The organism is Brachybacterium equifaecis, from assembly GCF_023509525.1.
Classification (GTDB): Bacteria; Actinomycetota; Actinomycetes; order Actinomycetales; family Dermabacteraceae; genus Brachybacterium; species Brachybacterium equifaecis.
This window is the reverse complement of sequence record NZ_JAKNCJ010000002.1, coordinates 76,780-97,934: the sequence shown is the minus strand read 5'-3', so window position 1 is coordinate 97,934 and position 21,155 is coordinate 76,780. Positions and strand designations below refer to the sequence as shown.

The window sequence follows — 21,155 nt, the reverse complement described above, 5'->3', positions numbered from 1 at the left end:
GGCGATCGCCCAGCGTCAGCCCTCCACGTCGCCGAACACGTGGGCCGTGTCGCGGGCGCGGCGCAGGGACGCCTCGACGTCGATCTCCTCGTCGGGGCCGGCCCGGTGGAAGGACTCCTTGTCGCTGTCCGTCCTGCTCGTGCCGGGAGCGAGAGCCGGGATGGGATCGATTCCGGGGAACGCGGCGAGCAGGTCGGTCTGCTGGCGGGTCTTGGCATGCCGGCCGCAGATGAGGATGAGCGCGCCGAGCACGCCGAACAGGGCCGCCGGTACGAGAGCCCAGCGCACCACGGCGATCTCGGCGCGCATGGCGGCAGTGGGGTCCAGGAGACTGATGTCGGCGCCGAGGGCGAACGGCACGAGCGCGCCGCTGATGACGGTGAGGGCGAGACCGAGGAAGCTGCCCGGCGGAGCGGTGAGCGCCTCACGAGCGGCATCGTGCGCATCGTCGGCCCGGCCGTCGAGGTGGCGGCGGAACTCGGTGCGGCGCCGGAGCGCAGCGAGAGTCTGCTCCACCAGGAAGGCGAGCAGGGCCAGCAGGAGCAGGGCACCGCAGGCGATGCCGAGCCAGATCCCCGTGGCGTATCCCGGAGCCGACGCGCTGACGGTCTCGACCTCCTGGCCGCTGCTGCTCCACGTCCTCCGCGTCAGGAGGATCATGCTGAGCAGCCCGCTGATCAGGGCGAGCCCGAAGAGGATGCTCGATGCCCAGCCGACGCGCTCGGTCAGCGCGGACGCCCGGGGAACGCGGGTCAGGAAGGGCTCGGCCGAGGTCGCAGGCCAGCGCTCGCGGATGTTCTCCCAGCGAGCCGCCCAGCGCGGCTGCAGCACGCGTCGGCCGCCGACGAGGAAGGCGACGCCTGCGAGAACGGGGATGCCCACCGCCGCGAGGAAGATCAGTGATTCCGTGCCGGGATCCGAGAAGAGCATCACGAGAGCGATCACCAGGAGGATGCCGCCGACGAAGACCTCCAGCGCCAGCACGATCCAGAACAGGGTGATGATCCAGGAGCGGGCCAGAGCGGATCGTTCGTACGCGGGCGGACGGTGCCCATCGGCGCTGCGGTCCGCCAGCCGCACCGCGTGCTGGCGGGCCAGCAGGCGCAGAGCGACGGCGATCGAGCCCATCACCGCACCCCAGAGCATCATGCCGCCGAGGACGTTGCGGGGGTACAGGTCGTTCCATTCGTAGCTGCCGACGCCGGCGACCTCGTAGGGCATGCCGAGCGCGAACACGCCGATCAGCGCGAGCAGAACCCCGATGAGCGAGCCGAGGGCACCGCTCGCCGAGCCTTCGAGGACGGCCCGGCCCCAGGACATCGGCAGGGGCTGGACGGGCAATTTGGGGGAGCGCGCGGCACCCCTCTCAGCCATGGCGGGTCCCGGGGTGGGCCGACGGATCCCGCGTCGCCTCGAGCTCCTCGAGCGTGGAGGGCCGGTCCTCATGCAGGGTGCCGGTGATCTGCGGGTCGGCGCCGACGAGCAGCTCGCGAACGTCCTCGTAGACACCGCCGGCCGACTCGATGCCGTCCTCGCCGCCGGAGAAGATCACGATCCTCTCGCCGTCCGCGGTGCTCTCGCGCTCGATGACGGCAGCGCCCCACAGACCTGCTCGCTCCGGCGGGAGAGAGGACTGCTCATCCCGGGTGAGATCGCGCATCCACGCATCGAGCGACTCGCGGACCGCGTCCGCGCGACCGGCGGAGGGCACGGCGCGCACGCGCAGCCGCACGAGCCTTTCGCCGAGCCACGGGGGAAGGTCCTCGCGGTAGGGAGCGAAGCCGGGCAGCCCCGGAGCGCCCGCGGCGGCTTCCTCGTGGCGGTCGCCGGTGGGCGTGCCGGAGGCGCGGTGCGATGTCGACATGGGTCCTCAGTCCTCCTCGGCGACCCGCACCCAGTCGGGAGAGGGGTGCTTCTCCTGCCGGGTGCGGCGGAACTCCTCCACGGTGCGCGGCGTGCGCCAGAGCTCCGCGTAGGAGACGTCGGCGTCGGGATCGTTCGCGCGCACGATGTCGCAGATGTCGATGTACCGCGACGCGGCGAGGTCGATGCCGTCGGCCCCGCCCGAGCGGATCACGAAATCGACGTTCCCGCCGGCGTCGTTGGTGCGCTCGAGCGCGCAGCCGCCGAGCAGGGCGGCGCGCTCGATCGAGAGGTCGCTGTCCAGATCGGGGGCGAGCGTGCGCATCCACCGGTCGAACAGGTCGTTCATGCGGCGCGCGGAGCCGCGGGAGAACACGATCGTCATCACGATGCGGATCTCGTTCTCCGCGCTCCACGGCCCGAGGTCGTGGCCCTCCGCGAATCGGTAGGGGCGGATGATCGCCTTCGCCATCGCGCGCCTCAGGCCTTCGGCGCGGTCATGGACAGGACGTCGAGGGCGGAGTCTAGCTGCTCCTCGGTGAGCTCGCCGCGCTCCACGAAGCCCAGCGCGATCGTCGCCTCGCGCACGGAGATCTGCTCGTTCACGGCGTGCTTGGCGATCTTCGCGGCGCTCTCGTAGCCGATGAGCTTGTTCAGCGGCGTGACGATCGAGGGGGAGGCCTCGGCGTAGAAGCGGGCCTTCTCCTCGTTCGCGGTGAGGCCGTCGACGGTCTTGTCGGCCAGCACCGTGGAGGCGTTGGCGAGCAGGCGGATCGACTCCAGCAGGCTCGTGCCCATCAGCGGGATCTGCACGTTGAGCTCGAAGGAGCCCTGCGAGCCGCCCCAGGCGATCGCCGCGTCATTGCCGACGACCTTCGCGCAGACCATCAGCACGGCCTCGGGGATGACGGGATTGACCTTGCCGGGCATGATCGAGGAGCCGGGCTGGAGGTCGGGGATGGCGATCTCGCCGAGGCCCGTGTTGGGGCCGGAACCCATCCAGCGCAGGTCGTTGCAGATCTTCGTGAGGGAGACGGCATAGGTGCGCAGCGCGCCGCTCATCTCGACGAGGCCGTCGCGCGCGGACTGCGCCTCGAAGTGGTTGCGCGCCTCGGTGAGGGGCAGGCCGGTCTGCTCGGCGAGGTTCGCGATGACCTTCTGGGGGAAGCCGGCGGGGGTGTTGATGCCGGTGCCGACGGCGGTGCCGCCCTGGGGCACCTCCGCCGTGCGCGGAAGGGCCGACTCGACGCGCTCGATGCCGTAGCGGACCTGCGCGGCGTAGCCGCCGAACTCCTGGCCGAGGGTCACCGGGGTCGCGTCCATGAGGTGGGTGCGCCCGGACTTCACGACGCCCTTCCACTGCTCTGCCTTCGCCTCGAGCGACTCGGCGAGGTGCGCGAGCGCGGGCAGGAGGCTGTCGACGACCGACGCGGTCACGGCGACATGCACGGAGGTCGGGAAGACGTCGTTGGAGGACTGCGAGCAGTTCACGTGGTCGTTCGGGTGGATCCGGGTCTCGGAGCCCTCGGGCTGCGCGGCGTTCGCGATGCTCGCGAGCACCTCGTTCATGTTCATGTTCGAGCTGGTGCCGGAGCCGGTCTGGTACGTGTCGATCGGGAACTGGTCGTCGTGCTCGCCGGCGATGACCTCGTCGGCCGCGGCGATGATCGCCTCGGCGAGCTCCGCGTCCAGGACGCCGAGCTCGGCGTTCGCGCGCGCCGCGGCCTTCTTGACCTGGGCGAGAGCGCGGATGTGCGCGCTCTCGAGGCCCTGCCCGGAGATCGGGAAGTTCTCGACCGCGCGCTGGGTCTGCGCGCCGTAGAGGGCGCTGATGGGCACGCGGACCTCGCCCATGGTGTCGTGCTCGATGCGGTACTCGGACTGCGTCATCGCTTGCCTCGTTCTTCTGTGCTGGGGGTGTGCGGGGGGAGTGCTCGGGTGCTGCTGGCAGCGGGTGCGGACCGACGGACGGCCGGCGGCCCGTGCTGGGTGGTCGACGCTCAGAGGCGCAGCTCGCTGCGCCAGGGCGGATTGGCCCCGGCGCGCGAGACGGTCACGGCAGCGATCGCCGCGGCGCGCTCGAGGACGGAGCGCAGGGTCTCCTCGGGGATGGCGCGGAGGGCCTCGCGCTTCTCGGCGCCGAGGAGGTCCTCCTCCGCGAGCGCCCAGAGGATGCCGGCGGAGTAGGTGTCACCGGCGCCGACGGTGTCGGCGACCTCGACGCGCACGGGCGCGATGTCGAGCCGGCCGTTCGGCCCGAAGCCGACGGCGCCGTGCTCGCCGCGGGTCATCGCGACGACGGAGGGGCCGAGGTCGCGCCAGGAGGCGGCGATGTCCTCGAGGTCCTCGCTCTGGTAGAGCCAGGCGATGTCCTCGTCGCTGGACTTCACGACGTCGCAGCGGCGGATGAGGTCCTCGACGATCGGGCGAACCTGCGCCGGGTCGCCCATGAGATCGGGCCGGGCGTTGGGGTCGTAGCTCAGCGTCGCCTGGTCGCGGAAGGAGTCCAGCACCTTCTGGACGACGCTCGCTCCGGGCTGCAGCACGGCCGCGATGGAGGAGGTGTGCACGGCCGAGACGCGGGGCGGGAGATCTCGGGGGTCCGGGTCCCATTGCAGGTCGAAGGTGTACTCGGCGGCGCCGCCGGCCCCGATCACGGCGCGCGCCGTGGACGTGGGGCGGGTGTCGATGCTGCCGGGCGTGAGGCGCACGTGGGAGGCCTCGACATGGTCCTTGATCACGCGGCCGCGGACGTCATCGCCGATGCGCGTGAGCAGGTGCGAGGGGTGTCCCAGTCGCGCGAGGGCGACGGCGACGTTGAGCGGAGAGCCTCCGGCATACTCCTGGGGCTCCTGGCCTGGACGGACGACGATGTCGGTCAGGGATTCGCCGACGGTCAGAAAAGTGGCGTTCACAGCACAGATCATCGCAGTTTTCCCCCACGGGAGCGAACGCGGGAGAATGCGGCCATGTCCTCCACCCCGGATCCGCAGTCGGCCCCCGTCAGCGCGCCCCCGAAGAAGTCGCACTACGCGATGACCGCGGGCGACGTCTCGGTGCGCAACATCGTGTGGGCGCTGGGGCTGACGATGGGTGTCGTGGCACTGGTCGCGATCCTGTTCTTCGGGGTGGGCGGCAAGGCCGACCGGGAGATCCCGGAGAACTCCCGGCTCGATGTCGCGCAGAGCGCCGCGAGGGCGCAGGAGACGGTCGGCTTCCCCGTGGCGGTCCCCGCGACGGGCGATGAGTGGGTCGCGCGCTCGGCGCGGGTGGACGCCTCCAAAGCGGAGCCGACCTGGGAGGTGCGGTACACCGCGCCCTCCGGTTCGCTCGTGAGCATGGTGGAGAGCGGAGAGGTCAGTGCCCCGCTGCTCTCGACCGCGGTGCCGGGCGCCGTGGTCGATGCTGACGTGACGATCGCCGGCGCCGCGTGCCAGCAGCTGCACAGCTCCACCGAGGAGAGCCAACGGGCTGTCGCCTGCGGAGGCGATGGCTGGGGGCTGATCGTGCACGGCAAGGCCGCGCAGGAGGAGCTCGACGCGCTCGCCGAGCTCGCGATCAGCGATATCTCTCCGGGCTGATCCGCTGCCGGGTTGATTCGACGCCGAGCTGACTCGACGCCGGGCAAATTCGACGTCGGGCACGTGCAGGGCTGAGTCAGCGCCGGGCGCTGACGGCCTCCTCGAGCTTCTCGCGCGCCCCATCGAGCCACTGCTGGCAGCGGCGGGCGAGCATCTCGCCGCGCTCCCACAGGGCGATCGACTCCTCGAGCCCGCCCTGCCCCGATTCGAGGCGGCGGACGATGTCGACCAGCTGGTCACGGGCAGCCTCGTAGCTGAGCTGGGCGACGTCCTCGGGGAGGGGCTGCTTGGCAGAGACAGCCGGAGCGAGGGGAACGGAGCCGTCTGCCTCGTCGGGGGTGTCGTCGACGGCGGACTCGGACGCGGACTTCGTGGAGCGGGCCATGGGGCCTCCTTCAGAGGGACGGAGCGTAGGGATCGTGCGCGGTGCGGACGGCGCCGAAGCGGCCGCCTGCCACGCGGATGGACAGGGGCGAGTCGACTGGAGCCTCCTGCGGGTCGCGGACCACCTGCCCGGCGGGGGTCTGCACGACTGCGTATCCGCGCTCCAGGGTTGCGAGGGGACTGAGCGCCTGGACCTGGCTGCGCAAGTGGGTGACCTGGTCGAAGGCGCGGTCGAGGCGGGAGCCGATCAGCGTGCGGGCGAGCGCGATCCGCGAGCGGATCTCGTCGGTGCGCCCGGCGAGGATGCTCTCCGGGCGCTCCAGCACGGGCCGCGATCGCATCGCGTCGAGCCCGCTCTGCTCCCGCTCGAGGCGGCCCCGGATCGCGCCGCGCAGGCGGGTGGTGTGCATCTCCAGCTGCTCGATCTCCGCCTGGATGTCAGGGACCACGCGCTTGGCGGCATCGGTGGGGGTGGAGGCGCGCACGTCAGCGACGAGGTCGATGAGGGGAGTGTCGACCTCGTGCCCGATCGCAGAGACGATCGGGGTGCTCGCGGCGGAGACGAGGCGCACGAGCTGCTCGTCGGAGAACGGCAGCAGATCCTCCAGCGACCCGCCGCCGCGGGAGATGATGATGACGTCGACGCCAGGATCCGCGTCGAGCTCGCGCAGCGCCGCGGAGACCTCGCGAACCGCCTTGTCGCCCTGGACGGCGACCTCGCGGATCGCGAACTCGACGGCGGGCCAGCGGCGCCGGGCGTTCACGACGACATCGCGCTCAGCAGCGGACTCCCGCCCGCAGATCAGACCCACGGTGCGGGGGAGGAATGGCAGCGGCTGCTTGCGCCGCTCGTCGAACAGGCCTTCCGCGGCGAGGACCCGCTTGAGGTGCTCGAGACGGGCCAGCAGCTCGCCGAGCCCGACGGGACGGATCTCGTCGGCCTCGAGCTGGAGGCTGCCGCGCTTGTTCCAGAAAGTGGGCTTCGCGTGGATGACCACCCGGGCGCCGGGCACTAGATCCACCGTCATCGCCTTCAGGATGTTCTCGCGGATCGGCACGGAGAACGACATGTCGACCTCGGTGTCGCGCAGCGTCATGAACGCGAGCCCGCTGCCGGGGCGGCGGTTCAGCTGCACCATCTGCCCCTCGACCCAGATCGGGGACATGCGCGCCACGTACTCACCGAGCTTCACCGAGAGCTGGCGCAGGGGCCACGGGTTCTCCGGGGTGGTCTGCGCGGCGGTCGCCGCAAGCTGCGGGCGGGGCGGTTCGGTCATGCCCTCACTCTTCCACGGGGCCCTGACATTCGATGCCGCGCCGATGGCGCTGTGCACAACACCGCCCCAGCGCGATCCCACGACGCTCGGGAGTGGCGGAGACGGGCCGCGCGCCCGGTCACTCCACGATTCCGTTCCGCTCGCCCTCGCCGAAGGAGATGTGCGATTCGGCGGCGGCCGGGAGGTCGGCGACGCTCCGCGTGCGCTGAGTCAGCTCCTCGACCTCCGGCAGTGGACTCGCGACCAGACCCACATCCTCGAAGCGGCGTGCAGTCACCATGACGCGCGAGCGCAGGGAGCCAACGGACTCGTTGAACGCCCCGACGGAGGCGTCGAGGGAGCGGCCGAGCTTGCTCAGGTGCGCGGTGAAGATCCCGAGGCGCTGGTGCAGCTCGCGGCCGGCCTCGAGAACGGAGCGGGCGTCACGGTTCAGCGCCTCGGTGCGCCAGGTGTGCGCGACCGTGCGCAGCAGCGCCATCAGCGTCGCGGGCGAGGCGACGACGACGTCCTTGGTGAAGGCGTGGTCGAGCAGAGCCTGATCGGCCTCCAGAGCTGCGGCGAGCACCCCGTCGGACGGTACGAAGAGCACCACGAACTCCGGGGTGTCCCCCAGAGCGGCCCAGTACGACTTCGCGCCGAGGGCATCGACGTGGGCGCGCAGGGCCTTCGCATGAGCGCGCCGGGCCGCGAGGGCGGCGGCGGGATCGTCCTGGACCTGCTCGGTCTCGATCGCCGTGAGGTAGGCGTCCATCGGCGCCTTCGCATCGATCACGAGGTGGCGATCGCCCGGCAGGTGCACGACCATGTCGGGACGCTGTCCCTTGTCGCCGCTGGTGGCGCGACCGGTGAGCTGCTCGGTGAAATCGACCCGGTCGAGCATCCCTGCGGCCTCGACGATTCGCCGCAGCTGCACCTCGCCCCAGCGGCCCCTCGCCGTCGGCGCGCGCAGGGCGGAAGAGAGGGCGTTCGTCCCGCGGCCGAGCTCGGCGGAGCGCTGCGCGAGCTCCCGCAGCTGCTGGGTGAGGGAGCCGTCGGCCTGCACGCGGGCCTGCTCCGTGCGCGCCATAGACCGCTCGAGCTGGCCGAGGGATTCGACGATCGGGCCGAGCGTGCGGTGCAGGGCCGCCTCCCGGGCGTTCTCCACCGCTTCCCGACGCGCGGAATCGCGCTCGAAGCGCTCGCCGGCAAGCTGCAGCAGCTGGCCTGAGGAGGCGCGCACGGCGTTCGAGGCGGCCGCATCGAGGGAGGCGCGGTCAGCCGAGAGCCGGTCTGCCGCGGCGATGCGTTCGCGCAGCACCAGCCAGACCGCGGCTGCGCCGAGCGCGATCCCGAGCAGGAGGCCGATGAGCGCGGCGATCAGGGGGAGCAGGGTCGTGTCCATGTGGTAATGGGATCACGGGCGTCGGACATTCGAGAGCGCGGGCGCCCCGGGCAGGTCGCGGCCGCAGGCTGGGAGGTGGCGGAGCGCACCGGGGCACCCGCCCAGGAGCCGGGATGTCGGCCCCGCCCCGTAGAATCGGCGGCGTGGCTCTTACTATCGGAATCGTCGGACTGCCCAACGTCGGCAAGTCCACCCTGTTCAACGCGCTGACCCGTTCGGAGGTGCTCGCGGCGAACTACCCGTTCGCGACCATCGACCCGAACGTGGGCATGGTGCCCCTGCCCGATCCGAGGCTCGCGCAGCTCGCGGACGTGTTCGGCTCGGAGCGCCTGGTGCCCGCGACCGTGTCCTTCGTGGACATCGCCGGGATCGTCAAGGGCGCGAGCGAGGGGGAGGGGCTCGGCAACAAGTTCCTCGCGAACATCCGCGAGGCCGATGCGATCTGCCAGGTCACCCGCGCATTCTCCGATCCTGACGTGATCCGCCAGGCCGGCTCCGAGGAGCCCGCCGGCGACATGGAGGTCGTCTCCACCGAGTTGATCCTCGCGGATCTGCAGACTCTCGAGAACGCCCGTCAGCGCGTCGAGAAGGACGTCAAGCGCAAGCTGATCGAGCCCGCCGTGCTGGACGCGATGGACAAGGCGACCGCGCTGCTCGAGACCGGGAAGACCCTGTTCCAGGGCGCGAAGGATGCGGGCATCGACGTGAGCCTGCTGCGCGACCTGCAGCTCATGACCGCCAAGCCCTTCATCTACGTCTTCAACACCGACGAGGAGGGTCTCGCTGACACCGCGTCGCAGGATGCCCTGCGCAAGATGGTCGCTCCCGCCGAGGCGATCTTCCTCGACGCGAAGTTCGAGGCGGAGCTGATCGAGCTCGACGAGGCCGAGGCCAAGGAGATGCTCGAGAGCACCGGGCAGGAGGAGTCGGGCCTGGATCAGCTGGCCCGCGCCGGCTTCGAGACCCTCGGCCTGCAGACCTACCTTACCGCCGGCCCCAAGGAGTCGCGCGCCTGGACGATCCGCAAGGGCTGGACCGCCCCGCAGGCGGCCGGCGTCATCCACACGGACTTCGAGCGCGGCTTCATCAAGGCCGAGATCGTCTCCTTCGACCACCTCATCGAGGCCGGCTCCATGGCCGAGGCCAAGTCCAAGGGCTGGGTGCGCATCGAGGGCAAGGAGTACGTGATGCAGGACGGGGATGTGGTGGAATTTAGATTTAATGTGTAGAACTCTCCCATGGTCTAATCTTTCTTCGTCGATTAGTGTCGGAATACTCGTTCGATCAACGGGAGGCGTTCAGTCAACAAATTCGCTTAGGTCGGAATTGGAGCGCCCATAGGATGTGAGGACTAACTCGTGCGCGACTGGAGACGTTAACCATGAAGACTAGAGCGGGGTACATCGGCCGAAACAAGCTGCAGAGTTGGGCTGACACACGCTCCTCGCAGTCTGACTTCCCACGTCTGGTGCGACGCCTCATCCTTGAGACCACACCGGGCCTGGTCGAACTTGGTATGCCCGCGGGCGACGGCGTGGCGGCTGGTGACTGGGACGGTTCTGTCCGGACAGCCGAAGCGACGGCTTGGGTTGCGGACGGTTTGTCTGTGTGGGAACTGTCGGTCAATTCCAGCCCTAACACCAAGGCCGACGACGACTACTCCAAGCGAACAGACACTCCAGATGGGGCGCCGACCTCTGATTGCACTTACGTAGAAGCAATCCTGCGTCCTTGGACGGCACGGGCCAGATGGGCTACAGGCAAGCGAAGCGAAAAGGTCTGGAAAGACGTCAAGGCCCTCGGACTAGACGACATCGAGACCTGGCTTGAGGCAGCGCCAATCACATGGGCATGGCTCTCGGAGGAACTCGGACTGTCGCCGTACGGCCTTCGCACCGGCCTGACATGGTGGCGCGACTGGGCAGCACAAACAAATCCGGCATTGACGCCGGAAGTTGTGCTCGCTGGTCGAACTGAGGCTGCAGAGGACCTCGAAGAGCGGCTCGCTTCGTCCGGTTCCGTTACGACGGTTGCTGGCGCATCGATGGAGGAGGTATGCGCCTTCATCGATGCAATTGCCGTCAAGCTCGACGAACAGGGCAAGGGGCAGATGCTCGCACGGCTCGCATTCGTTGACGACGTATCCACATGGAGGCAGTTGACCGCCTTGTCCCAACCGCTCATCCTGGTCCCGCGCACGCCCGAGCTGGCAAGTGAGATACCCGCCGGAACTGTACACAATTTCTGTGTGCCGGTCATATCCACTGAAGGCTCTGATGTCACGCTTCCGGCATTAGACGCCGCCGAGGTAGCAACCGCGCTGAAGAGCGCCGGGTTCACGGACAGAGACAAGACCGACGCGCTCGGCAGACTCGCACGTCGAAGCTTGACCGGGCTGCGGCGAAACCTGGCCGTAAAGGCCGTCTTGCATCGACCGACCTGGGCCGATGCGAGTCCGTCCCGAAACTTCCGATCAATCCTGTTGGCTGGTTCCTGGGGAGACAACGTGGAAGGGGATCGTTCGATTCTCGAGGCGCTCACGGGAACCGACTACGAGTCGTTTAGAGAGGAGATTACAGGGATCGCCGACAGTCCCACCGATCCTCTGGCGATACGTACTGACGGAGCCTGGCATCTTGTCTCGGCGGTGGATGCGTGGATGCTGTTGGTGTCGAAGCTGACCCACGACGACATGATGCGATTTGAGACCATCGTCGAGATGGTTCTCGCAGAGGGTGATCCGGCCCTCGAGCTACCGCGGGACCAACGGTGGAGAGCACCGATCGACGGCAAGACTCGCCGCTATTCCGGTGACCTCCGCCGCGGCCTCGCTCAGTCACTGGCCCTATTGGGGATTTACGGCGGAACTGTCGCCTTGCCGGGCGGAGCGTCAGGTTCAGACTTTGCGAACTATTTAGTCAGGAAGCTGCTCGAATGGGCGTCGGCAGACGGCACTGGGCAAGCGTGGCAATCGATCGCTGACATATTGCCGCTGCTCGCTGAGGCCGGGCCAGATGCCTTCCTCGATGGGGTTGGCGCAGCAGCAGCGGGCGATAATCCTTTGTTGGGCACCATGTTCCAGGACCACGCGGACGAATCCGGGTTCTTTTCGGGAGGCACTCCCCATAGCAATCTGCTGTGGGCCCTTGAGTGCGTGTCCTGGTCCCCCGATCACTTCGGTCGTGCCGTCGATCTCCTGGCCCGCCTGGACGAGATCGATCCAGGTGGCCGGATGACAAACCGTCCCGCCGCCTCACTGGCTGCAATTTTCCGCCCGTGGCATCCCGACAACTCCGTCGATCCGGACCGGCGAATCGCAGTCCTCGACACGTTGCGGCACAGGCATCCCGACGCCGCCTGGAAGTTGGAGAGCAGCATGCTTCCAGAGAATCACGGGACGCACTTTCCGATCAGCGTACCAGCGTTCCGAACCTGGAAGCCGGAAAAGCTTTCGGTGACATACGGCGAGATCTGGAAGATGACGACCGCCGCGGTCGAGCGCTGTATCAAGGACGCCGGCGAGGACGCACAGCGCTGGTCAACGATCCTTGCTCACACTTCAGATTTGCCACCAGCAGATCGAGAGCGTGTGGTGGCGGCCCTCGATTCGATGGCCGACCAGTCGGAGTTTGCGAGTGATTTCCGGGATACGTTGTGGCGAACACTCGTGGACCTCATCGGCCATCATCGCGAGTTTCCGGATGCGGCATGGGTGCTCCCCGACGAGGAGCTGGGCAAGCTCGACGCGCTGGCCGCGCGCTACCGGCCAAAGTCCGTGTACCTCCGGCTGGTCGGACTCTTCCAGTCATGGACTCCGTATGTCGGCGCTCGCAGACTAGATGACTATGAAGGCTTTGAGCGCGAGCTCGGACGCCAACGCATTGAAGCCATTAAAGAGATCGAAGCCGAGGGTGGATTCGACGCCATCACACGACTGGCACGCGATGCATCGGTACCTGGGTCCGTTGGCATCGCCCTGGCGAACGTCGGCTCGTCGCACGACGAAGAACTTCTTGGTTGGTTGGCGGCTGAGGACCAAGATCTCGTCAGTACCGCGATGTCGTACTTTTCAGCTCGCTACTCCCTCGAAGGATTCGAGCTCATTACAGGATTACTCGAACGGGACGATCTCACGGTTGATCAGCGTGCTCGACTCCTGCTTGTCGCGCGTGACAACCTACCGGAGGCGTGGGCTTTGGCTGCTGCAGACCCGGAGCTTGAGACCGGGTACTGGGCGGCGTTCCAACCGCTCGGCTTGGGGCAAGACTTCGACAAGATCGACGAGGTTGCCGATCGATTGATCCAAGCTGGCCGCCACGCCGACGTTTTGCATCTCATGAGCATGTACTCACACATCGACAAGGACGGGCCGCGCCCACAAGCAGCGGAGCTCATTGTGCGGGCGCTGGACGGACTCCTGGCACATCAAGCTCAATCTGCCGCTGCTCGCGACCTATCGACCTATGACTTCCAGCAACTTTTTGCCTATCTCGAAGCCATGCGCGAGCATCTTGAGCCTGGCGACCTTGTCCGGCTGCAGTGGTCGTACCTTCCAGCGCTCGGATACGACGCGAAAGTCCCAGCGCTATCCGAAAGTTTGGCTGCTGACCCCGCGGAGTTCGTCGGGGTCGTGTGCACCGTCTACCGTGCCCGGCCGAAGAGTGAAGACGAAGAAGTCGCCGAGGACCAAGCTGGCGAAGAGCAGCGCGACGCTTCTATGGCAACCAATGCGTACCGCCTGCTCAACGCCTGGGACTCACCGCCGGGGCTAGTCGATGGCGTCATGAATGCTGAGGTGCTTCGAGCCTGGATTGATAGCGCAATGGAGCTCCTCGCGGAAGGCGGCCGGACCGAGGTGGGCCTACAGCATATTGGACAGGTTCTCGGGCACACCCCACCAGACGCTGACGGCACCTGGCCCGGCTTCGTCGTGCGGGACCTCCTCGAAGAAGTGCAACTCGATCACGTCGAAACTGGCCTTTACCTCCAGATCGTTAATAGTCGCGGCTTCTCCAGTCGCGGCCTGGAGGACGGCGGCGAGCAAGAGCTCAAACTTGCTGAGGACTATCGAGCCAAGGCCGAAGCTCTCGCGGACGAAGCACCTCGAGTGGCTAGTCTGTTTAGGCGAGTCGCTGGCTCGTACGAGAGCTACGCACGGCGCAATGAGGGGGACGCCGAACGCTTCCGACGCGGACTCCATTGATCGGTAAGGCTAGTGTCCCGCGCCAGGATCGCGGGGCATTGCGAGCTTCCTAAGCTGAACAGTCGTCGCAGCGACCACAGACGTTATTCGGCTACGGGATGTGGTGGAGTTTCGGTTCAACGTCTAGTCGCGTCTCGCTTCAACCTCTCCACAGAACTTTCTGAGCCGCACCGAGTTTTTCGATCCCGGTACCGGGGCGGATCTCCAGGTCCTGCGACGTCCATCTGTGGCTGTCTGATTCAGACTTCCTGACGTACCGGGAGCTCGCTCGAACGCGACGGTTCAGCGGCACTCGCCTGTGTCGCAGGTGCGAGGGAGAGGACCAGGAGCGAGGCGCAGATGCCCGCGAGCCCAGCCCATCCGATGGCAGGTAGGCGTTCTCCGACGATGACCACCGCCAGGGAGGCGGCGATCGCTGGCTCGGCGAGGGTGAGCGTCGTCGCGGTGCTGGCAGTGACGCGTGTGAGGCCGTATCCGAAGAGCAGATAGCCGAGGAATATGGGGATCAGCGCCATGTAGGCCGCGACCATGATGGCCTGGGTGGAAGCGAGAAGCGGTGCGCCGGTCAGCAGGAGGACGGGCATCAGGGCGATGCCGCCCAGGCCGAAGACCGCGCCCATCGCTGCCGCACGCCCGACCCCGTGGTTCATGAGGCGGTGAGCGCTCCACGAATACTGGGCGTAGGTCGCGCCGGCGACCAGGCCGAGGATGACGCCGGCGACCGTGGGGAGCGTCTCGCTCGGCGCATCGTGCATCTTCGCAGCGCACAGTACTGCGCTGCCCGCGATGCCGAGAGTCGCTGCGAGCATCCACCAGCCGCTGAGGCTGCGTCGCTCGATCACCCGTTCCAGAAGGCCTGAGGCGATCGGGGCAGAGCCGAGGGAGACGACCGTGCCGATCGCGACGCCGGCCAGATGCATCGAGCTGTAGAAGGCCAGCGGGTAGATCACCACGGCTGCGGCTCCGGCGATCACCGTCCCACGATGCGAGGACAGTGCGGGACGCTCCCGTCGAAGCGAGGGGGCAGCGATGGCTGCCTGCAGGATTCCGCCGATGCCGAGCGCGGCCGCGCCCATGGCCAGCGGGCCGACTGTCGGTGCGAACGTCGCCGCAGTCCCCGTGGTACCCCACAGGAGGGCGGCGGCGAGCACCGCGAAGATGCCGGTGGGGGAGCCTCGCTTCACAGTGCGGCCAGCATCCGCGATGCGATGGCTCGGGCGTGCTCCAGGCGCGCCGGGGTGCCCTCGAGACCTGCCCGTGCGACGGCTCCTTCGAGGAGGAAGCTGAAGTGCTCGGCCAGCTCCAGTGCTTCGGCTTCGGTGGCCATGACTTCCAGGTTCTCGACGAGAATCCGCTCCACCTGCTCCTTGTGCGCGCGCACGGTCGAGCGAGCTGGGTGTCCGGCCGGAAACTCGGCGGCCGCATTGAGCAGTCCGCATCCCCGGAAGCCCTTGCCGTAGGCATCGTTCGCGTGGTCGATGTAGGCGTCGAACACTGTCAGCACTCGGTCTGCTGCCGTGGACGCCTTCGCCGCACGTGCCTGGTGGAGGCCGAGCCACTCCTCGTGGCGGGAATCGATATAGGCGCTGACGAGCTCTGCCTTGGACGAGAAGTTGTTGTAGAGGCTCTTCTTCGCGACCCCGGCCTCAGAAGTGATCGTGTCGATCCCTGTCGCGTGCACTCCATCCTCGTAGAAGCGTCTCGCCGCAGCATCGAGCAGCCTCTCTCGCGCTGATCCCTGACTCATGTCGCCCTCCGGTCGGTAGGTAGGTCAGTCTACCTACTGCTCGAGAGTTGGTTCAATCTCTGCGCGCTTGGATGCTGACGAACTCGGGCGCAAAGTCTGAACGGCCTGCGCGAGCCCGAGAGGGGGATCGTTCTCCGTGACCGGGCTGCGGTGAGTCGGCATGTCGGGGTCCGGGATGCTGCGCACGCGTAGAGGTTGCTCTGTCCTGGAACGCAGTGGAGTTCCGGTTTAACGTCTAGCGTTAATGACGCACCCCGTTATACACTGGTCGAGTGATCAGATCGTTCGGCAGCAAGGACACCGAGCGCATCTGGCATGAGCAGTACGTCAAGCGCGTTGACCGGACGGTGCAGAGGGCGACCTTGCGGAAGCTCGAGCTGATTCATGCGGCGAAGGATGTCGAGGACCTCAGGGTCCCGCCAGGCAACCGCCTGGAGCGTCTGGTCGGTGACCGACGCGGGCAGCACAGCATCCGCGTGAACGCGCAATGGCGTCTCTGCTTCGTCTGGAGAGATGGAGGTGCGGACAATGTCGAACTCGTCGACTACCACTGAGGACGACCTGATCGAGCCGATCCACCCGGGGGAGATCCTGATGGAGGACTTCATCGAGGGCTTCGGGATCACGCAGAACAAGCTTGCCGTGTCCATCGGTGTGCCGCCGCGCCGGATCAACGAGATCGTGCACGGCAAGCGGGGGATCACCGCTGATACGGCGATCCGTCTGGCGCGCTACTTCGGAACGTCCGAGGAGCTCTGGATGAATCTGCAGTCGAACTACGAGCTCCGGCTCGAGCGCCGTGCACTGCGCGACAAGGTTGCCGCGATCACGCCGTTGCATGTCGCATGACCGGGCATCTCATCGTGATCTCCGGCCTTCCCGGCGTCGGAAAGACAAGCGTGGCCGAGATCATCGCGGCGAGCACGGGGTCGGTCCACCTGTCCATCGACGCCGTCGAGGAGTCGCTCCTTGCATGCGGTCTGCCGGCAGGGTGGGAAGTAGGTGTCGCGGCGTACGAGGCGGCGCGTGCAATGGCGGAGCAGAATCTGCGGCTCGGTCACGATGTCGTCGTTGATGCGGTCAACGACAGTGACGAGGCTCGGCAGACATGGCGGACGGCGGCCTCGCGAACAGGTGCACGCATCGAGTTCGTGTACCTCATGATCTCCGATGCGCGGGAGCATGAGCGAAGGCTCCGCGGCAGGGATCGCGGACTCACCCACGTCGGCGAGCCGACCTGGTCGGACGTGCAGCGCCGTCGCGCTGATTACGCCGCGTGGTCCGATGAGGTCGTGGAGTTCGATACGGCTGCGCGGACTGCGGACGAGGTCGCAGACGCGCTCGCTGCGCATCTCGGCGCGAAATGAGGGAACGTCATCGCTGATGGTTCTCCGTGTCGGAACGCAGTGGAGTTCCGCTTCAACGTGTGACCTGCCGCTTCTGCGTGCATCGCCCCGGTCGTCGATGACGGCCGGGGCGTTCGTCTTCTACCAGGTTCGTGGGTAGTCGAGCGTCAGCAGCATGTCGTCGCGGATGTCGCGCAGGATCGTCTCGTCGAGTTCGCCGATCCGGATGCCGCGCGATCGCTGCGGGGTGATGACATCGTTTCCGGGGCTCCACGCGCGGAGGACGGCGATGCGGGAGACATGCGGGACATGATCGGGCAGTTCGCGAAGCCAGCCGAGCCAGCGTTCCGCGCTGATCTCGTCCTCGCGCGCAGGATCGGCCCGCCGGCCGATCAGCGAGTCGCAGTCGCACATGCGTGTTGTCAGGGTGAAAACGCGCGAAGAGCCGCGCACACGGCTCGAGCTGATGCTCATCTCTTCGGCGACGGGCGCGACGCTGAGCCGTTCCGTGGTGAATCGCTGGAACTCGGTGGTGAAGGCCGCGGCGTTCACCGCCCAGAGATTGATCGCGCACATGGACGTTCACGCTACCAGCTCGGCGGGGGCGTGGCCCCACGATAAGCGCGCCGCGGAGGTGGACAGCGAGTCGGGATACTGAGACCTGATGAAAGGCGGAGAGCCGCGCAGGTCCTGCGGGAAGGGATGCATAGCGAATGGCACTGGTGGCAGTTAGCCTCGGGCTTTCATCGTTGAGGTGTCCGAGGGGTGGGTCGTGATGGGTGAAGGTGCTCCTGAGCTGGAAGAATAGGGCTTGTCTAAGGTCCAGTTCGTCGCAGTTCAGGGAGCACCTTCAGGGTGAATGCTACCGGGTTGTATCCACGCCCTCGTGTTGATGTCGCGCCGGTGCCCGCGGTCGGTCAGGCCGGCGGGGTGCTGCTGACCCAGACGCTGCGGGCGACGGGCCTGACCGCCGAGCTCTCGAGAGCGCTGGTGCCGTGGCGGAAGCAGTTCGCGCGTCATGATCCGGGGAAGATCCTGGCGGACCTCGCCCTGACGCTCGCGGTGGGTGGGGACTGCCTGGCCGACGTCGCGACGCTGCGGGCGGAACCGGAGGTGTATGGGCTCGTTGCCTCGGATCCGACGATCTCCCGCCTCTTGACCGCGCTGGCGGCTGACGTCGACGCGGTCGAGAACGCGATCAGTCTCGCCCGCCGCAGAGCTCGCAAGAATGCGTGGGCTCTGGCCGGGGACCACGCCCCCAGTGCGAGCGCGACGGCGAAGAATCCACTGGTCATCGACCTGGACGCGTCACTGGTGACCTCTCACAGCGAGAAAGAGTCCGCCAGGCCAACGTTCAAGAGGGGTTTCGGATTCCATCCGTTGCTGGCGTTCGTCGACCACGGCTCTGGTGGGAGCGGGGAGATGCTTGCCTGTCTCCTGCGTCCCGGGAACGCCGGCTCGAACACCGCAGCCGATCACAAGAGCGTGATCGCCGATGCGCTGGCTCAGGTGGGGATGGGGTCCCGGCCCGGGAAGAAGGTGCTGGTCCGGATCGATGGGGCGGGCGGCACGAAAAAGACGCTGCAGGAGCTGGTGAAGCGGCGGGTCTCCTATTCGGTCGGGTTCACCCTGCCCGCGAACACACCGGAGCTGTTCCGCCTGATCCCGAAGGATGTGTGGGAGCCGGCCTACAACTCTGACGGCGAGGTCCGGGAAGGCGCGGACGTTGCCGAGCTGACCGGGCTGCTCGATCTCGACGAGGACTGGCCGGAGGGGATGCGCGTCATCGTCCGCCGCGAACGCCCGCATCCCGGGGCGCAGCTGCGGTTCGATGACGTCGAGGGCTACCGGCTCACCGCGTTCGCGACCAACACCACCAAGGGCCAGCTCGCGGACCTCGAAGTGCGCCATCGTCGGCGTGCTCGCTGCGAGGACCGGATCCGGGCCGCGAAGGACATGGGGCTGCGGAACCTGCCCCTGACATCTTTCGCGCAGAACCGGATCTGGTGCCAGATCGTGGCACTGGCCAGCGAGATCACCGCTTGGATGGGGCTGCTCGGCTACGCCGACCAGCCCGCACGGCGGTGGGAGCCCAAACGCGTGCGTCACCGCCTGTTCCAGATCCCCGCGAGCATCGCGCGGCATGCTCGTCAGCGAGTCCTGCATCTCTCGGACCAGTCGCTCTGGGCCGGGATCGTCCGGGCAGGCCACGCCCGCCTCGCCCAGCTTCCTGACCCGGCCGGATAGCTTCCGGCCCGTCGTTGACCGCACTCCACAAGGACCTCTGGAACTGGACACCCGACCACCGCGACCGACACGCGGCGGACCGTCACACCCTCATGCCAGGATCAACGCAAGAACACCGGCAACGCCGCCGGACACCGCCGCTCAGCAGCACCGTGAAAGATCGAGGCTAGAGCTGTTCTTCGACCTGGTGTTCGTGTACGCGATGGCGCAGCTGACCGAGCTGGTGCGGGAGGATGTTTCGTGGCGGGGTTTCGGTCATGGTGTGCTCGGCCTGCTGGCGGTGTGGTGGGCCTGGGTCTGCTACACGTGGCTCACCAACACCTTCACCACGAATCGGGTGGTATTTCGCTGCTTGGTCATCGCCGCCATGGCTGCGATGCTGCTGGCCGCAAGCGCACTCCCGACCGCGTTCAGCACCGGAGCCCTCGTCTTCGGGCTTGCCCTGCTCACCATCCGCGTCATCCACCTGGTCTTGTTCGTCGTGGCCGCCTCCCACGACGAAGAACACCTCCGTGCAGGCCTCCTGCGGCTGGTCCCGAGCCTGCTCATCGCACCCGTCCTGATCGCCGTCGCCGCCGCCTTCCCATCCCCCTACCGAGAGCTGCTCTGGATCGGTGCAGCCATCATCGACTTCGGCGGACCCCTGGTCGCCGGGATCGAGGTTTTCCGGGTGGTGCCCTCCTACTTCGTCGAGCGCCACGGCAACATCATCATCATCGCGCTCGGTGAAGCCGTCGTCGGGCTGGGCACCGGGGCCAGCGAGCACCTGCAGCAACCGGTCGTGCTCGCCGCCGCCGTCCTCGGAGTCCTGATCGCCGCCTCGCTGTGGTGGACCTATTTCGGTCTGACCGCCGGCGCCGAGCAACGCCTCAAAGACGCCGACGGGCCCGAACGCGCCCGACTGGCCCGCGACGCCTACAGCTACCTCCACCTTCCCCTGGTCGCCGGGGTCGCCTTCTTCGGCTTCGGCGCCAGCGCGGCGCTCGAGCACGTGTCCGACCCCTTACCGCTGCTGCCGGCGATCGCCCTCAGTGGCGGGGTGGGCCTGTTCTACGCGGCCGATGCCGCCTACCGATGGCGCGATCACCATCAGCTCGTGCCGGACCGCCTCCTCACGGCGGCCGCATCCCTGCTCATCATCCCGCCAGCACTGACCATGCCCGCATGGTCAGTGCTGACGGCTCTCACCGCGGTCGGCGCCCTGCGCCTGACGTGCGAACTCGTGCGACGGCCCCGGATCGGTCCCGCAGTCGCCGGCCAAGTCCACTGAGGCCGGAACGCCTAGGGCGTGTCTGACAATGAATCCAGGGGTCGGCTGGCACCTTCGAAGACGTGTCCGCAGTTCCCGACTCGCTGAAGCTCGAGGGTGCCCGCTTTGTCGGCAGGAGCCTGCGGGAGGCAGCGGCGCGCCGAGGAGCCGTTCCACCCGCTCGGCCAGCCCCGCGCGGGTGCGGAGGACGATGGTGTCGACCTCGACTTCTTCGCGTCCACGCCCCGCCCTACGAGGGGGTGCTCGCGGTACGGTCCGAACCCTTGGCCCAGGTCCGCGAGTTTCTGGCGTCCGTGGACGACGCCGGCCTGGACGAGGAACGCCGCCACCCGTGGAGCCCCGAGTATCCGGAGACGGTGCGCTCGTGCTTCCACGTGATCCTCGAGGGGAGTGGGAGCACCTGCGCTACGCCCTGCGCGACCTGGACGCCCTCGACGACGCCGCGGCCCAGGGGCGCTGAACGACCACGGTCGTGGCCGCATCATTCCCTGCACGGGGAATGGGACTGTGGAAGGGCACGGATGCGCGGTCTCGCGAGATCTACGAGTGGGCGCTCCAGTCGTTCGACCTCGTGAAGATCCCCTCCATCAGGGTGGGCAGTGCCGACCAGGGCGATGCAGACCAGTCGTTGACGCGGCTCCACGACACCCTGGAGGGGGTGCTCGTCCGTTCGGGCAACTCCCGCTCCACGCAGCTCCAGAAGGACTTCGCGAAGGCGATGGAGCCGGTCGAGGATCTGGTGCGGGAGGTCCTCAGCGAGTCGGTGAACTCGGTGGCGACCGAGCTGCCCTTCCAGGATCCGGTCCTCGGAGTCGACCTGTCTGCGCCCCAGCACGCGCTGCGCGGAATGCTCCGA

The 21,155-nt window shown here is 67.6% G+C and carries 19 protein-coding genes; 8 read left to right on the top strand and 11 right to left on the bottom strand.

Going from position 1 to position 21,155, the window contains the following annotated elements; translation table 11 throughout:
* Nucleotides 1-15: 15 nt before the first annotated feature.
* The 5 genes from Bequi_RS04900 to Bequi_RS04880 all read right to left on the bottom strand — a co-directional run bounded on the left by Bequi_RS04900 (nt 16) and on the right by Bequi_RS04880 (nt 4,778).
* A complete protein-coding gene (locus Bequi_RS04900) occupies nt 16-1,374 on the bottom strand; it encodes a hypothetical protein (RefSeq protein WP_249736848.1) in 1,359 nt (452 codons plus the stop codon).
* A complete protein-coding gene (locus tag Bequi_RS04895) occupies nt 1,367-1,864 on the bottom strand; it encodes a hypothetical protein (protein WP_249736847.1) in 498 nt (165 codons plus the stop codon). Before Bequi_RS04895 ends, Bequi_RS04900 begins: the two co-directional genes overlap by 8 nt.
* Nucleotides 1,865-1,870: 6 nt before the next feature.
* The gene (locus Bequi_RS04890; RefSeq protein ID WP_249736846.1) at nt 1,871-2,335 is read right to left on the bottom strand and encodes a hypothetical protein; all 465 of its coding nucleotides are present in this window, start codon (nt 2,333-2,335) and stop codon (nt 1,871-1,873) included.
* An 8-nt stretch (nt 2,336-2,343) separates the two neighbouring features.
* Nucleotides 2,344-3,753 carry a class II fumarate hydratase gene (locus Bequi_RS04885; protein ID WP_249736845.1) on the bottom strand — a complete coding sequence of 470 codons (1,410 nt, stop codon included), beginning with the start codon at nt 3,751-3,753 and terminating at the stop codon, nt 2,344-2,346.
* 110 nt (nt 3,754-3,863) lie between these two features.
* The gene (locus Bequi_RS04880; protein WP_249736844.1) at nt 3,864-4,778 is read right to left on the bottom strand and encodes a carbohydrate kinase family protein; all 915 of its coding nucleotides are present in this window, start codon (nt 4,776-4,778) and stop codon (nt 3,864-3,866) included.
* A 54-nt stretch (nt 4,779-4,832) separates the two neighbouring features.
* Between Bequi_RS04880 and Bequi_RS04875 the strand changes: the two genes are divergently transcribed.
* Nucleotides 4,833-5,444, top strand: coding sequence for a DUF4245 family protein (locus Bequi_RS04875; protein ID WP_249736843.1), 612 nt, complete (start codon nt 4,833-4,835; stop codon nt 5,442-5,444).
* Nucleotides 5,445-5,520: 76 nt separating this feature from the next.
* On the opposite strand, the gene Bequi_RS04870 is transcribed toward Bequi_RS04875, so the two are convergent.
* The 3 genes from Bequi_RS04870 to Bequi_RS04860 all read right to left on the bottom strand — a co-directional run bounded on the left by Bequi_RS04870 (nt 5,521) and on the right by Bequi_RS04860 (nt 8,486).
* Nucleotides 5,521-5,829: an exodeoxyribonuclease VII small subunit gene (locus Bequi_RS04870; protein ID WP_249736842.1), complete on the bottom strand. Its 309-nt coding sequence runs from the start codon at nt 5,827-5,829 to the stop codon at nt 5,521-5,523.
* Nucleotides 5,830-5,839: 10 nt separating this feature from the next.
* Nucleotides 5,840-7,105 (bottom strand): exodeoxyribonuclease VII large subunit, encoded by a 1,266-nt coding sequence (gene xseA, locus Bequi_RS04865; protein ID WP_249736841.1) that lies wholly within the window; start codon nt 7,103-7,105, stop codon nt 5,840-5,842.
* Nucleotides 7,106-7,223: 118 nt separating this feature from the next.
* Nucleotides 7,224-8,486 carry a DNA recombination protein RmuC gene (locus tag Bequi_RS04860; protein ID WP_249736840.1) on the bottom strand — a complete coding sequence of 421 codons (1,263 nt, stop codon included), beginning with the start codon at nt 8,484-8,486 and terminating at the stop codon, nt 7,224-7,226.
* A gap of 143 nt (nt 8,487-8,629) precedes the next feature.
* On the opposite strand from Bequi_RS04860, the gene ychF reads away from it, so the two are divergent.
* Together ychF and Bequi_RS04850 are read left to right on the top strand one after the other, a co-directional pair.
* A complete protein-coding gene (ychF, locus tag Bequi_RS04855) occupies nt 8,630-9,715 on the top strand; it encodes a redox-regulated ATPase YchF (RefSeq protein ID WP_249736839.1) in 1,086 nt (361 codons plus the stop codon).
* 239 nt (nt 9,716-9,954) lie between these two features.
* Nucleotides 9,955-13,689, top strand: coding sequence for a hypothetical protein (locus Bequi_RS04850; RefSeq protein ID WP_249736838.1), 3,735 nt, complete (start codon nt 9,955-9,957; stop codon nt 13,687-13,689).
* A gap of 239 nt (nt 13,690-13,928) precedes the next feature.
* Here the strand turns inward: Bequi_RS04850 and Bequi_RS04845 are convergent, their stop codons facing one another.
* Both Bequi_RS04845 and Bequi_RS04840 read right to left on the bottom strand, forming a co-directional pair.
* A complete protein-coding gene (locus tag Bequi_RS04845) occupies nt 13,929-14,873 on the bottom strand; it encodes a DMT family transporter (protein WP_249736837.1) in 945 nt (314 codons plus the stop codon).
* Nucleotides 14,870-15,436 (bottom strand): TetR/AcrR family transcriptional regulator, encoded by a 567-nt coding sequence (locus tag Bequi_RS04840; protein ID WP_249736836.1) that lies wholly within the window; start codon nt 15,434-15,436, stop codon nt 14,870-14,872. Before Bequi_RS04840 ends, Bequi_RS04845 begins: the two co-directional genes overlap by 4 nt.
* A gap of 272 nt (nt 15,437-15,708) precedes the next feature.
* Between Bequi_RS04840 and Bequi_RS04835 the strand changes: the two genes are divergently transcribed.
* Genes Bequi_RS04835 through Bequi_RS04825 form a run of 3 tightly spaced genes read left to right on the top strand, consistent with a single transcriptional unit; the run spans nt 15,709 to nt 16,803 of the window.
* Nucleotides 15,709-15,990: a type II toxin-antitoxin system RelE/ParE family toxin gene (locus Bequi_RS04835; RefSeq protein WP_094450848.1), complete on the top strand. Its 282-nt coding sequence runs from the start codon at nt 15,709-15,711 to the stop codon at nt 15,988-15,990.
* Nucleotides 15,965-16,285 carry a HigA family addiction module antitoxin gene (locus Bequi_RS04830; protein ID WP_099195592.1) on the top strand — a complete coding sequence of 107 codons (321 nt, stop codon included), beginning with the start codon at nt 15,965-15,967 and terminating at the stop codon, nt 16,283-16,285. The genes Bequi_RS04835 and Bequi_RS04830 overlap by 26 nt, the downstream gene beginning before the upstream one ends.
* Nucleotides 16,282-16,803, top strand: coding sequence for a P-loop nucleotide/nucleoside kinase family protein (locus Bequi_RS04825; protein ID WP_094450850.1), 522 nt, complete (start codon nt 16,282-16,284; stop codon nt 16,801-16,803). Before Bequi_RS04830 ends, Bequi_RS04825 begins: the two co-directional genes overlap by 4 nt.
* 120 nt (nt 16,804-16,923) lie before the next feature.
* On the opposite strand, the gene Bequi_RS04820 is transcribed toward Bequi_RS04825, so the two are convergent.
* On the bottom strand, nt 16,924-17,358 hold the full coding sequence (locus tag Bequi_RS04820) for a hypothetical protein (RefSeq protein WP_249736834.1): 435 nt from the start codon (nt 17,356-17,358) through the stop codon (nt 16,924-16,926).
* 279 nt (nt 17,359-17,637) lie between these two features.
* On the opposite strand from Bequi_RS04820, the gene Bequi_RS04815 reads away from it, so the two are divergent.
* Nucleotides 17,638-19,029, top strand: coding sequence for an IS1380 family transposase (locus Bequi_RS04815; RefSeq protein ID WP_347271971.1), 1,392 nt, complete (start codon nt 17,638-17,640; stop codon nt 19,027-19,029).
* On the top strand, nt 18,926-20,299 hold the full coding sequence (locus tag Bequi_RS04810) for a low temperature requirement protein A (RefSeq protein WP_249736833.1): 1,374 nt from the start codon (nt 18,926-18,928) through the stop codon (nt 20,297-20,299). Before Bequi_RS04815 ends, Bequi_RS04810 begins: the two co-directional genes overlap by 104 nt.
* The last annotated feature ends 856 nt before the right edge of the window (nt 20,300-21,155 follow it).

What these genes read in the sequence shown, in the direction of transcription:
- Bequi_RS04860 (WP_249736840.1), bottom strand. Translation starts at nt 8,486, where the DNA reads ATGGACACGACCCTGCTCCCCCTGATCGCCGCGCTCATCGGCCTCCTG.
- Bequi_RS04890 (WP_249736846.1), bottom strand. Translation starts at nt 2,335, where the DNA reads ATGGCGAAGGCGATCATCCGCCCCTACCGATTCGCGGAGGGCCACGAC.
- Bequi_RS04870 (WP_249736842.1), bottom strand. Translation starts at nt 5,829, where the DNA reads ATGGCCCGCTCCACGAAGTCCGCGTCCGAGTCCGCCGTCGACGACACC.
- Bequi_RS04830 (WP_099195592.1), top strand. Translation starts at nt 15,965, where the DNA reads ATGTCGAACTCGTCGACTACCACTGAGGACGACCTGATCGAGCCGATC.
- Bequi_RS04875 (WP_249736843.1), top strand. Translation starts at nt 4,833, where the DNA reads ATGTCCTCCACCCCGGATCCGCAGTCGGCCCCCGTCAGCGCGCCCCCG.
- Bequi_RS04840 (WP_249736836.1), bottom strand. Translation starts at nt 15,436, where the DNA reads ATGAGTCAGGGATCAGCGCGAGAGAGGCTGCTCGATGCTGCGGCGAGA.
- Bequi_RS04900 (WP_249736848.1), bottom strand. Translation starts at nt 1,374, where the DNA reads ATGGCTGAGAGGGGTGCCGCGCGCTCCCCCAAATTGCCCGTCCAGCCC.
- xseA (WP_249736841.1), bottom strand. Translation starts at nt 7,105, where the DNA reads ATGACCGAACCGCCCCGCCCGCAGCTTGCGGCGACCGCCGCGCAGACC.
- Bequi_RS04820 (WP_249736834.1), bottom strand. Translation starts at nt 17,358, where the DNA reads ATGTGCGCGATCAATCTCTGGGCGGTGAACGCCGCGGCCTTCACCACC.
- Bequi_RS04895 (WP_249736847.1), bottom strand. Translation starts at nt 1,864, where the DNA reads ATGTCGACATCGCACCGCGCCTCCGGCACGCCCACCGGCGACCGCCAC.
- Bequi_RS04825 (WP_094450850.1), top strand. Translation starts at nt 16,282, where the DNA reads ATGACCGGGCATCTCATCGTGATCTCCGGCCTTCCCGGCGTCGGAAAG.
- Bequi_RS04885 (WP_249736845.1), bottom strand. Translation starts at nt 3,753, where the DNA reads ATGACGCAGTCCGAGTACCGCATCGAGCACGACACCATGGGCGAGGTC.
- Bequi_RS04810 (WP_249736833.1), top strand. Translation starts at nt 18,926, where the DNA reads ATGCTCGTCAGCGAGTCCTGCATCTCTCGGACCAGTCGCTCTGGGCCG.